This window comes from Acinetobacter sp. AG1 (genome assembly GCF_001005525.1).
Taxonomy (GTDB): Bacteria; Pseudomonadota; Gammaproteobacteria; order Pseudomonadales; family Moraxellaceae; genus Acinetobacter; species Acinetobacter modestus.
This window is the reverse complement of sequence record NZ_LBMZ01000066.1, coordinates 1-11,299: the sequence shown is the minus strand read 5'-3', so window position 1 is coordinate 11,299 and position 11,299 is coordinate 1. Positions and strand designations below refer to the sequence as shown.

General features: G+C 40.0%; 11 protein-coding genes and 1 pseudogene. 5 read left to right on the top strand and 7 right to left on the bottom strand.

Annotation, left to right across the window (positions count from 1 at the left end):
* The 5 genes and pseudogenes from AAV96_RS01340 to ubiG form a co-directional block, all read right to left on the bottom strand.
* A pseudogene (locus AAV96_RS01340) lies at positions 1 to 329 on the bottom strand (amino-acid N-acetyltransferase); the annotation flags it as partial.
* A 111-nt stretch (positions 330 to 440) separates the two neighbouring features.
* Positions 441 to 824, bottom strand: coding sequence for an RcnB family protein (locus tag AAV96_RS01335; protein ID WP_046738022.1), 384 nt, complete (start codon positions 822 to 824; stop codon positions 441 to 443).
* A 179-nt stretch (positions 825 to 1,003) separates the two neighbouring features.
* Positions 1,004 to 1,750, bottom strand: a complete 747-nt coding sequence (locus tag AAV96_RS01330) for a YciK family oxidoreductase (protein ID WP_004665362.1) — start codon at positions 1,748 to 1,750, stop codon at positions 1,004 to 1,006.
* A gap of 31 nt (positions 1,751 to 1,781) precedes the next feature.
* A complete protein-coding gene (locus AAV96_RS01325) occupies positions 1,782 to 2,480 on the bottom strand; it encodes an HAD family hydrolase (RefSeq protein WP_004665361.1) in 699 nt (232 codons plus the stop codon).
* On the bottom strand, positions 2,480 to 3,193 hold the full coding sequence (gene ubiG / locus AAV96_RS01320) for a bifunctional 2-polyprenyl-6-hydroxyphenol methylase/3-demethylubiquinol 3-O-methyltransferase UbiG (protein ID WP_004665360.1): 714 nt from the start codon (positions 3,191 to 3,193) through the stop codon (positions 2,480 to 2,482). The genes AAV96_RS01325 and ubiG overlap by 1 nt, the downstream gene beginning before the upstream one ends.
* Before the next feature lie 178 nt (positions 3,194 to 3,371).
* On the opposite strand from ubiG, the gene AAV96_RS01315 reads away from it, so the two are divergent.
* The gene (locus tag AAV96_RS01315) at positions 3,372 to 3,992 is read left to right on the top strand and encodes a thiol:disulfide interchange protein DsbA/DsbL (protein WP_005163611.1); all 621 of its coding nucleotides are present in this window, start codon (positions 3,372 to 3,374) and stop codon (positions 3,990 to 3,992) included.
* 48 nt (positions 3,993 to 4,040) lie between these two features.
* Here AAV96_RS01315 and AAV96_RS01310 read toward each other — a convergent pair whose 3' ends face one another.
* Positions 4,041 to 4,676 carry a TetR/AcrR family transcriptional regulator gene (locus AAV96_RS01310; protein WP_004665358.1) on the bottom strand — a complete coding sequence of 212 codons (636 nt, stop codon included), beginning with the start codon at positions 4,674 to 4,676 and terminating at the stop codon, positions 4,041 to 4,043.
* A gap of 107 nt (positions 4,677 to 4,783) precedes the next feature.
* Entirely contained in the window at positions 4,784 to 5,434 is a 651-nt protein-coding gene (locus AAV96_RS01305; RefSeq protein ID WP_004665357.1) for a TetR family transcriptional regulator, read from the bottom strand.
* 313 nt (positions 5,435 to 5,747) lie between these two features.
* On the opposite strand from AAV96_RS01305, the gene AAV96_RS01300 reads away from it, so the two are divergent.
* The 4 genes from AAV96_RS01300 to AAV96_RS01285 all read left to right on the top strand — a co-directional run bounded on the left by AAV96_RS01300 (position 5,748) and on the right by AAV96_RS01285 (position 11,263).
* Positions 5,748 to 6,773, top strand: coding sequence for a ferredoxin reductase (locus AAV96_RS01300; protein WP_046738021.1), 1,026 nt, complete (start codon positions 5,748 to 5,750; stop codon positions 6,771 to 6,773).
* A 30-nt stretch (positions 6,774 to 6,803) separates the two neighbouring features.
* Positions 6,804 to 7,946, top strand: coding sequence for a fatty acid desaturase family protein (locus AAV96_RS01295; protein ID WP_171249102.1), 1,143 nt, complete (start codon positions 6,804 to 6,806; stop codon positions 7,944 to 7,946).
* 108 nt (positions 7,947 to 8,054) lie between these two features.
* Positions 8,055 to 8,771 carry a ribonuclease PH gene (rph, locus tag AAV96_RS01290; protein ID WP_004665354.1) on the top strand — a complete coding sequence of 239 codons (717 nt, stop codon included), beginning with the start codon at positions 8,055 to 8,057 and terminating at the stop codon, positions 8,769 to 8,771.
* A 311-nt stretch (positions 8,772 to 9,082) separates the two neighbouring features.
* Complete coding sequence (locus AAV96_RS01285; RefSeq protein ID WP_046738019.1) at positions 9,083 to 11,263, top strand: phosphocholine-specific phospholipase C; 2,181 nt, start codon at positions 9,083 to 9,085, stop codon at positions 11,261 to 11,263.
* The last annotated feature ends 36 nt before the right edge of the window (positions 11,264 to 11,299 follow it).

The following is an 11,299-nucleotide window of genomic DNA, read 5'->3' as shown; positions in this document are numbered from 1 at the left end:
GATCCAACTGCATTCATGACACTACGTAGTGATGCACGAGTTGTCACACGACGACTTTGATGAAAAGGCGTTTCAATTTGGCTTTCACGTAGATTTTGATTAATTTGTGGGCGTGCGCCATGCACCAAAATCAAACGAATCCCTAAAGAATGCAATAGGGCAATATCATGAATAATATGCTGAAAGTTTTGGTGTAAGACGGCCTCACCGCCAAACATAAGCACAAAGGTTTTATCACGATGGGCATTAATATATGGTGCTGAGTGGCGAAACCAATGCACATAATCTTGCGTTGTGCTATGTGAAGTTTCAGTCATTTGGTTCGCCATGTTCATCTCAGAGATACATCAATTTATCTGATTCTAACGAAAAAAATAAAAAGATAAATCTATTCCTAAAACAACGCTTCAACTTTGTACAGTCATCGTCTGAGAATGTGTTTAGAACCCCATGATTCGGATAATACTATTATCATCAGAGTTGACTAAAATAAAATCATTATTGATTTTATACCATTGCTCATTACGACCGGGACGTGGGAGATTATTATCTTTATAATCAACTTTGTAGCCATTTCCCCGATAATGCTGTGGCATGACGTAACCTGCTTGCCAGCGATGTTGTTTTAAACGCTCGACACCACGTTCTTCACGCATACGACGTTCACGCATACGGTTTTCATCATCTGGACGATCAAAGTTACGACCTTGCCAGCCACCACCGCGTGAGTCATCATCACCATCAAAATGTGGACCTGCAAAACTACCCATACTACTCAATAGGGTTGTTGAACCTAAAACCAAGATAATGAAAATTTTTTTCATGATGCACCTTATGGACTTCGGATGTCTCTCATGTGAAAACTGTACCTTAAAAATGCAGAGAAACTGTGAAGATCAATTCATTCTTCCATTAAAAAGATGGAGATCTTTAAGCAATTTCTCTAGAAAAGTATCATCGAAGCCCGTATTTAATAGTGTTTAAATTTATTATATTCAATTGGTTAAGATTGAGCATCAATACTTTGCCCATTCATATCTAAACTATCATCACCCATCAAATAAAGATATGCAGGCATAATACTATCCGGCGTTGGAAGAATTTTTGGATCTTCTTCTGGGTAAGCCTTCGCACGCATCGCTGTACGGGTCCCGCCTGGATTAATGCAGTTAAAACGAATATTTGGATAGGTGTTTTCTGCTGCAAAGATCTTACTCATTGCTTCTGTTGCAACTTTAGAAACAGAGTATGCTCCCCATAAAGCACGAGCTTCACGACCTACACTCGAACTGGTAAATACCACCGAAGCATGCTCAGATTTTTCAAGCAATGGTAATAATGCTTGAGTTAATGCAAAAGGCGCACGTAAATTTACGGCCATGACATCATCCCAAACATCAACAGGATAATCCGCTAATTCAACTCGATCACCGAGCATGCCCGCATTATGTAAAATTCCATCCAGACGACCAAATTGCTGCTCAAGTGTATTGACCAATAATTCATAGTCGTGACTTGATGCAGTTGAAAGCTGTAATGGCAATATTGCAGGTTGTGGTGCGCCTAAACCTTCAATTTCATCATAAATGACTTCAAGTTTATTGAGGGTACGTCCATGCAAAACCACAGTTGCACCATGAAGGGCATAACTAAGAGCAGCAGCTCGACCAATTCCATCACCTGCGCCCGTGATGAGAATGATACGATCTTTGAGTAGATCTGGACGAGGTTGATATTCTGAATATTTCATTGTTATGCCTCCTAGTTCTTATGTTGAATGTTTAGCTCATCATACCCTGATTTTCTGATAAAGCAGAGATTTTCTGTTTGAGCAGTTGATGTAACTCAGTAACAGTTTGGATAATTGCATCTGCTTGCCAAGCGTTCAGATCATCACGAGATTCTATTGGTAGATACCCGTAAGCTGCCAAAATGGTATACATCTCTGCATTTCGACCAGCATCAATATCACGTGGATGATCACCCACATAAATAATTTCTTCTGCGTCGATACCGAGATGTTGAGCGGCTAAATACATTGGTTCTGGATCGGGTTTGGTATGTGTGACATCTTCAGGGCAAACCAAAACTGCACAGCGTTCGGTTAAATTTAATTCAGCCAATAATGATTCACTTAAACCACGTGGTTTATTGGTCACAATTCCCCAAGGAATCTGGTTTGCTTCAAGTTCTTCGAGCAGAGGATACATCCCAACAAATAAATCCGTATCCACCACAATATTGTCACCGTATACATCTAAAAAGCGCTGGCGATGGGCTAGAAAGATGGGATCGGTCACATCCAATTCTGGATACACTAATTTGACCATTGCCCGTGCGCCTTCAGACACTTGAGTGCGAATGGTTGCTGCATCAACAACAGGACGCTGTTCATCACGGCACATTTGTTGAATGATGCGAATAAAATCTGCAGCTGTGTCGATCAAAGTACCATCAAGATCAAATAAAACGGCTTTCATTAGACACCTGTATTTGTGGTATGAACCATATAATTCACATCTACGTTGGGTGCTAACCAATAATGCTTAGTGATAGGGTTGTAATGTAAGCCGGTCATTTCTTTTAGACTCAAGCCTGCGTTACGAATATCATGCGCCATTTCTGAAGGACGGATAAATTTATGATAATCATGTGTGCCTTTTGGTAACAAACGTAAGACATATTCTGCGCCAATAATTGCGAATAAATAGGATTTTGGATTGCGATTAATGGTCGAAAAGAAGACGTGTCCACCTGGTTTAACCAGTGTTTGACAGGCTTTGACAATTGAGGCTGGATCAGGAACATGTTCCATCATTTCCATACAGGTCACTACGTCATATTGTCCTGCTTGTTGTTGCGCTAACTCCTCGACTGGGATTTGACGATATTCAATATTTTGCACATTGTCTTGCTGTGCGTGTAAACGTCCTACAGCAAGCGGGGCTTCGCCCATGTCGATCCCTAAAACATCAGCACCACGACGAGCCATACTTTCTGCCAAAATACCGCCACCACAGCCAACATCAAGCACTTTCTTACCTGCTAAGCCACCAACACGTTCGTCAATCCAATTTAAACGTAAAGGATTGATTTGATGAAGTGGGCGGAACTCAGAATGTTGATCCCACCATTTGGCAGCCAATGCTTCAAATTTTGCGATTTCTTGTGGGTCAACATTCAATTGTGACATGGAAATACCTCTATATTAGGATGATTATTTCGGTTTAATCTGTTGTTAGTGTAGCGCTTCTTGAAAAAAAAGCGATAAATCCAATAAAAAACTTCACACAAGCAAAACGAATTAGTCGTGTTTGATTTATATTTAGCATATAAACTTACGAAAAATGCTTAGAGGAAAAGCAAACTCAATGAAAAAGTTAGTATTAGGTGGTTTAAGTGCAGCTGTAATGGCATTTTCGATGAATGCAATGGCTGCTGATTTTGTTGCTGGTAAAGACTATACCGTGGTTGCCAATCCGGGTAAAACAGCTGCGCCAGCGGGAAAAATTGAAGTACGTGAATTCTTTTGGTACGGTTGCCCGCACTGCTTTAAGCTTGAACCACATATGCAAACGTGGTTAAAGAAGATTCCAAGCGATGTATATTTCCTCCGTACGCCAGCAGCTATGAATAAAGTATGGGAGCAGGGTGCTCGAGGTTACTATGTGTCTGAGGCACTAGGTGTACGTAAGAAAACCCATATTCCATTATTCCATGCCATCCATGACGGCGGACAACAAATTTTTGATCAAGCATCACAAGCAAAATTCTTTGCTCGTTATGGCGTGCCTGAACAGAAATTTAACAGTATGTTTAACTCTTTCCCAATCACTGCAAAAGTGGCTGAGTCAAATAAATTGGCACAGCAATATCAACTTACGGGCGTACCTGCCGTTGTTGTAAACGGTAAGTATGTTGTGCAAGGTGAAGATGGCAAAGTGACACAAGTTGTTGATTACTTATTAGAAAAAGAACGCAAAGCGAAATAGTTCATACTATGAGCAATAAAAAGGACTGCTACTGCAGTCCTTTTTTATTTAGTTTTGATCGATTTGTAAATCTTTTAAATCGATTTGAACTTTTTGTGTTGGTAAAGACAGAGCTTGGTTTACATACAGGTTAATCAGCTTCTCACGAGAACCAATTGAACGCTGATAATAGCTTGAATTCAATAGCAAAGCTGCGCCGTAAGTCAGAGACCAAATATAAGAAAGATAATCACGAATCGACATATCATAATTCTGTGATTTTAAATATTTTTCAGTCATATCTTTGAGCGAAATAATACGCTGTTGGCGGATTGCATAAAGCTCATCGAACAGATGTTTGAGCTTGGACTCGGTCATCGTCAGATGTTCTTCTAACTGATGCAGTAAAATCGTACGACTCGGTGACGTTAAATGGTAAAGCATATAGCGAGGCGCATATTCTTTAACATCAGTGTTATATTTCTCTGAAATCTTGAGGATTTCTTTTTCATTTTGAATAATCAGTTCCAACAGTAATTCATTTTTACTGCGGAAATGTTTATATAAAGTACCTTTAGCAATATCTAGCTCGGCAACCAGTTCATCCAAGGTCATTTCTTGGTTGTTTTCTAATAAAAGTTTTTCTGCAACCTGCAAAATTTTTTCTTTACGAATTAAGAACTGAGTATGACGATCAGGATTCATGATGCTTATAGGCTCCTCATAGTGTTCTAAACGGCATTTGCATTAGTGTGTTATTAATCATAACGCTAAGCAATGCTTTTATATATCAAACTTTAGCTTTGATAGGATCAGGCGTTTTGTGGTTCCCAGTTCGAGATACCTCGGAAAAGTAAGCGGACTTGAGTCGCTGCATTGTCAATAAATAAGTTTTGTTGTTCTAACAAACGATCAATTGGAAATTGTTTCGGTAAGTTGATCCACGTCATTGCCCATGTAAATGACATATTAATTAAAATCGTTGATAGCACTTGTAAATCTTTGGCTTCTTGAATGTGTTTAAAGGTCTCGAGTTTGCATAAATCGATTGCGAGATCCTCAATTAAAAATTCGATTTCTCGTGCAATTGCGATACGAACGGTTTCAGAACCACCCCAGCGCTCAGCAATCATAAATTGCCATTGTTGTGGGCTGTGATTTACTGCCTGTACAAACAATTCAATACTGGTACGTGTCTTAGCAGTACCACTATGTTGTAAATAGCTTTGTCCTAATTGATGAATCAGGCTCTTTAAATGCAAAGACACTTGGTCAACCAGTTCTTGCCCTAATGCCTCCATATCTTGGAAATGACGATAAAATGCCGTTGGGACTAAGCCAACTTCACGTGCAACTTCACGCAAACTAATACTACTAAATGAACGTCCAGAAGTACTGAGGTGGAGCGCTGCATCAAGTAAAGCCTGACGACTCTGTTGTTTTCGTTCATCTCTAATCGACATGAATAAGATCCATTAAAACCATACGGTAGAGTCTAGCAAAAAAAACATCATTTTTTTAGCCCTAATCCATAGCTAAATCAGACACATTTTCAATTAGACAAAGAAATATGAGGAATCGCTTTTGGAGTGGTGAAGCCTAAGAATAATTATTTTATTAATATTTCTAATTACTTATAAAAAAGCATAAAAAATATTCAAAAAAATAGTGAACAAGTGTTGACTCAGTGTACACAAATAAATATAGTGTACACATGTTCACTACACGAACATTTGTTCACTCAAAATAAATAGCCAGATACAAAACGAGGAACGTATGAACGCAGAGTTAAGTTATCAGCCACATTGGATTCGCGAAGATTTTGTTGATTTTGTTTTGCAAAAAATAAAACCAACGTTTGCTTGGAAACGCATTCTTGCAGAAGTTACTGCTGTAGAGTCGTTAAGCTCAGATATGGTTTTACTCACAATAAAACCAAACCACAACTTTGATTTAATTGAAGTTGAAGCCGGTAAAAGTGTTTTGATCACGCTAATGATCAATGGGGTTTATCACCAACGTAGTTATTCAATTGTCGATATTACTAAAAATGGTGAAATTCGATTAGGCATTAAAGTTCAAGGCTTAGTGTCAAAAGCAGCACAACAATTGCGTGTAGGGGATCGTTTTGAAATCTCTCAAGCACAAGGTGATTTTGTGCTACATCAAGGACAACAATCTGCACTCTTGATTGCTTCTGGTTCTGGGATTACTGCAATTTACTCGTTGTTAAAACAAGCAGTTGCTCAAAAGCTTAAAGAAATTCATGTAGTGTATTTTAACCGTGCTGAAGTGTTCCATCAGGAAATATTGGCTTTAGCAGAACAATATCCACAACTGAAATATCACTTTTTTAATACAGCACAGCAAAAGCAGCATTTAGATACCGCTTTATTAGAAAAGTTAGTTCCGAACTTTAAAGAATTACAGGCATATGCTTGTGGTCATCACAGCATGATGCGCCAAGCACAAGAGATTTATACTCAACAGGATGCGGTAGGAAATTTTCATCAAGAGTTTTTCCAACCTGTACAAATTGAGCAGTCTAATGAAGCTCAACCGATTACTTTCCGTCGTGCACAACAGAATTTTATTGCAACGACCAATCTATTAAGTAGTGCGGAGCAAGCAGGTTTACGCCCACAGCATGGTTGTCGCATGGGGGTATGTAATCGCTGTAGCTGTACTAAAGTTAGTGGTGTAACACAGAACGTGATTACGGGTGAGATTGATGATCAGCCTAATCGTGCGATCAAGTTATGTGTAAGCCAAGCCCTTAGCCCAGTCACGATTGACCTATAAAAACAAATATTGAGGATAATTGAAATGAATATGGCATTAGAATTTAAAGTAGCATCAAAGTCAGCACATTTAACGCCAGAGCAAGTTGAAGAATTTGGTCGTCGCGTAGAAGAGATTCGTTTGGCTGTTATGCAGAATTTAGGCGAAGAAGATTCAAAATATATCTATAAAGTCCGTAATTTTGTGCGTTATACCGAGATTGCATCTCGTGGCATGTTGATGTTTGGTGGTTGGATTCCACCTGTATGGTTATTAGGTACAGCAATGTTAGGCGTATCTAAGATCGTCGAAAACATGGAACTTGGACACAATGTCATGCATGGTCAGTTTGACTGGTTGAATGACCCAAGTTTACGTGGTGAAGATTATGACTGGGACAATACGTGTTCAGGGAATGATTGGCGTTTTACCCATAACTATATGCACCATACTTATACCAATATTGTGGGCAAAGACCATGACGTTGGTTATGGCATCTTACGTGTCACGGAAGATCAAAAATGGGAAGTTCGTCATTTGGCGAATATTCCATTGGCATTGCAATTAATGTTCTTTTTCCAATGGTATGTGGGCGTACAAAACCTACATTTGGAAGATGCTTTGGTCTACAAAACCAAAACATGGAAACAAGTGTGGGCAGATGCAGCCGAGTTTCGTAAAAAAGCGACTCGCCAAGTCCTCAAAGATTATGTGTTTTTCCCTGCGATTGCGACCATTAACTTTATCCCAGTATTGGCAGGTAATGCTGTAGCCAATGTGATTCGTAACTTATGGTCTTCGGCAGTGATTTTTAATGGTCATTTTACTGAAGATGCAGAAACCTTTGAAGCGGATAATACTGAGAACGAAACCAAGGCTGAATGGTACTTACGTCAGATCCGTGGTTCGAGTAACTTCACAGGTGGTAAGTGGATGCACTTTATGAGTGGTAACTTAAGCCATCAGATTGAGCACCATTTGTTCCCAGATATGCCAGCAAATCGTTATGAACAAGTGGCACCACAGATCAGAGCTTTATGTGCTGAATATGGCGTGAACTATAACGAAGCTAATTTCATGAAGCAATTTTGGACAGTTTGGGTACGTTTAGCAAAATGTTCATTGCCAAATGATATGTCGGCACAATTGGCGCAAGGTTGGACTAATTTAAAAGCGAGATTTAAATTTGCTTAAAGGATTGCTTATTCGTGGAATTGTAACGAATAAGTAAAACTGAAAGCACGTGTAATTGAGCTATACTATGGCGCAATCATATTTGTGCCATAGTTTTAAGGAATCGTTATGCGTATTGACCAAAGAGCATTAGACCAATTACGTGAAGTAAAAATCACACGTAACTATACCCGTTACGCAGAAGGTTCAGTTTTGGTTGAGTTTGGTCATACCAAAGTGTTGTGTACAGCAAGTATTGATAACTCAGTTCCACGTTTCTTGAAAGGTCAAGGTCAAGGTTGGGTGACTGCTGAATACGGTATGTTGCCACGTTCGACGCATACACGTAGTGACCGTGAGGCAGCGCGCGGTAAACAAACAGGACGTACCCAAGAAATCCAACGTCTCATTGGTCGTAGTCTGCGTGCCATGGTGGATTTGAAGAAGTTGGGTGAGAACACGATTACGATTGACTGTGATGTCATTCAAGCAGATGGCGGTACTCGTACAGCAGCCATTACAGGCGCAGCGGTGGCTTTAGTTGATGCCATGAATGTGTTGCTGAGCAATAAAAAGATTAAACAAGACCCATTAAAAGGTCTCGTAGCAGCAATCTCAGTAGGAATGTACCAAGACGAAGTCCTACTCGATTTGTGTTACGAAGAAGATTCAAATTGCCAAACGGATTTGAATGTGGTGATGACACAAGCGGGCGAATTTATTGAAATTCAAGGAACGGCAGAAGAGAAACCGTTCACTCGCCAGCAGTCCAATGCCATGTTAGAGCTTGCAGAAAAAGGAATCGCGGAATTGATTCAGAAGCAACAGCAGGCACTCGGTTGGTAATCTCCAGTTGATAGTGCGGGCGGTCTGGTATGTTTAGACCGCCTTTTTTTTATCTATTTTTGTCATCGAATTGCGATCAAATCATCATCGAATTGTCACTTATTTTGTATTGACTATCTGCACGAATATTTAACGGATAGTAAAATGCGAAATTTCCTTTTGGCAGTGCTGACCAGCAGTTGCTTCTTCATCAGTGCGTGTAACGATAGTGATAACACCAATAATACACCCACACCAGATCCAAAGCCGCCTACATCAAATTGTAAAATCCATTGTGCTCCCTAATTGATAAAAATAAGGAAATTAGAAAAATGAATCGTCGTGATTTTTTATTAAATTCAACCAAAGCATTGTTTGGTACAGCTGCACTCACCAGTTTTCCAATGAGCATCCAAAAAGCGCTTGCGATTGATGCCAAAGTTGAAACGGGTACCATTAAAGACGTGAAACATGTGGTGATTTTGACTCAAGAAAACCGCTCCTTTGATAATTATTTTGGGACCTTGAAAGGGGTACGTGGTTTTGGTGATCGTTTTACCATTCCTTTAACTCAAGGACGTAAGGTATGGGAACAATATGATGCCAATAAGAATAAAGTTTATCCTTATCATCTAGACAGCAGTCGTGGTAATGCACAGCGTGTCAGTGGTACGCCGCATTCATGGACAGATGGTCAGTTTGCTTGGGATCATGGTCGTATGGGCAATTGGGTGCAGTATAAGCAGCCACAATCTATGGGATATTATAAACAGCAGGAAGTTGATTTTCAGTTTGCTTTAGCAAATGCATTTACTCTTTGTGATGCTTATCACTGCGCGATGCATACGGGAACAAACTCAAATCGGATGTTTATATGGACGGGCACCAATGGCCCAACAGGTGCCAATGTTGCGAGTGTGGTGAATGATTTAGATGATATTGGCCCGTCAACTGTGGGTTATGATTGGACAACTTATCCAGAACGGTTACAGCAAGCAGGCGTTACGTGGAAAGTTTATCAAAATATGCCTGATAACTTTACTGATAACCCATTGGCAGGTTTTAAACAGTACCGCCGTGCCAATGAATTGTCTGGTAAACCTGTGAACAATAATTCAGACTGTCCTGCTTATGATCCTGCGATTGATGCGACACAACCGTTGTATAAAGGAATTGCCAATACAATGCCTGATGGCGGTTTTTTGGGAACATTTAAAGAAGATATTGCTAAAGGTCAATTGCCACAAGTGAGTTGGTTGGTTGCACCAGCGACTTATAGTGAACATCCTGGTCCTTCAAGCCCTGTTCAAGGGGCATGGTATATTCAGGAAGTATTAAATGCTTTAACTGAACGACCAGAATTGTGGAGCCAAACCGTTTTCTTGATTAATTTTGATGAGAATGATGGCTTCTTTGATCATGTTCCTTCTCCAAGTGCACCATCAATTGATGTGTCTGGTGAAGTATGTGGTAAATCAACGTTAACAAAAGAACAAATGTCGTATGAGTACGCGACGCATGCGAAAGCTTCTGCGGGGCAACCAAATTTTACTGATCCTAAAGTAAGCAATGGTGTTGGAGTCTATGGACCTGGTATCCGTGTACCGATGTACATTATTTCGCCTTGGAGCCGTGGTGGATGGGTAAATTCACAAGTCTTTGATCACTCTTCGGTGATCCGCTTCTTAGAACAATGCTTTGGAGTGCAAGAACCGAATATTAGCCCATACCGTCGAGCTGTCTGTGGCGATTTAACTTCAGCTTTTAACTTTAAAACGCCTAATTTTCTCCCGCTTGATAATCTATCGGGTAAAAAGAGTAAATCCGAAGCCGATGCAATTCGTAAAGCACAGGAAGGGATGGCACAAGTCATTCGTCCTTTAAGCCAATCTTATCCTGTACAGGAAATTGGTGTTCGACTATCACGCGCATTACCTTATATTTTGCATACCAGTGCCAAAGTAGATGCTGCAAAGAAAACGGTAAAATTGATGTTCTCTAATACAGGAACACATGCTGCTGTCTTTCATGTTTATGATAAGTTGAATTTAGATGCTATCCCACGCCGTTATATGGTGGAAGCAGGCAAACAACTTGATGATGTTTGGAAGACCAAAGATAACCAATATGATTTATGGGTTTTGGGTCCCAATGGTTTCCATCGTAGCTTTACGGGTAATGTTGCTCAAGTAAGTCAGTTTGAAGCTTTGCCAGAAATCCGTGTGTGTATGGAAGAATGTGATCCGAAACTGTTCTTGAAAGTACGCAATGATGGCGCACAAACAGCAAAATTGATTGTAAAAGCGAATGCTTATTTACCGAATAAGACATGGCAGATTGAAACGACTACAGCTGAAAAAGAGTTGAGTTGGGATATGTCTGAATTTGGTGGTTGGTATGACTTTACAGTGACGATTCAAAATGAACCAAGTTTTAGTCGCCGGTTTGCGGGTCGTATTGAGACTAACGAAGACTCATTTTCTGATCCATATATGGGTGTGATAGGCGTATAGGATTTCGATCTACTGATAAAAAAGCGGCTAAAGAAT

Excerpts from the sequence above, each read along its gene's own strand:
- AAV96_RS01285 (WP_046738019.1), top strand. The coding sequence starts at position 9,083 with ATGAATCGTCGTGATTTTTTATTAAATTCAACCAAAGCATTGTTTGGT.
- AAV96_RS01315 (WP_005163611.1), top strand. The coding sequence starts at position 3,372 with ATGAAAAAGTTAGTATTAGGTGGTTTAAGTGCAGCTGTAATGGCATTT.
- AAV96_RS01300 (WP_046738021.1), top strand. The coding sequence starts at position 5,748 with ATGAACGCAGAGTTAAGTTATCAGCCACATTGGATTCGCGAAGATTTT.
- AAV96_RS01295 (WP_171249102.1), top strand. The coding sequence starts at position 6,804 with ATGGCATTAGAATTTAAAGTAGCATCAAAGTCAGCACATTTAACGCCA.
- AAV96_RS01310 (WP_004665358.1), bottom strand. The coding sequence starts at position 4,676 with ATGAATCCTGATCGTCATACTCAGTTCTTAATTCGTAAAGAAAAAATT.
- rph (WP_004665354.1), top strand. The coding sequence starts at position 8,055 with ATGCGTATTGACCAAAGAGCATTAGACCAATTACGTGAAGTAAAAATC.
- AAV96_RS01330 (WP_004665362.1), bottom strand. The coding sequence starts at position 1,750 with ATGAAATATTCAGAATATCAACCTCGTCCAGATCTACTCAAAGATCGT.
- AAV96_RS01335 (WP_046738022.1), bottom strand. The coding sequence starts at position 824 with ATGAAAAAAATTTTCATTATCTTGGTTTTAGGTTCAACAACCCTATTG.
- AAV96_RS01305 (WP_004665357.1), bottom strand. The coding sequence starts at position 5,434 with ATGTCGATTAGAGATGAACGAAAACAACAGAGTCGTCAGGCTTTACTT.
- ubiG (WP_004665360.1), bottom strand. The coding sequence starts at position 3,193 with ATGTCACAATTGAATGTTGACCCACAAGAAATCGCAAAATTTGAAGCA.
- AAV96_RS01325 (WP_004665361.1), bottom strand. The coding sequence starts at position 2,480 with ATGAAAGCCGTTTTATTTGATCTTGATGGTACTTTGATCGACACAGCT.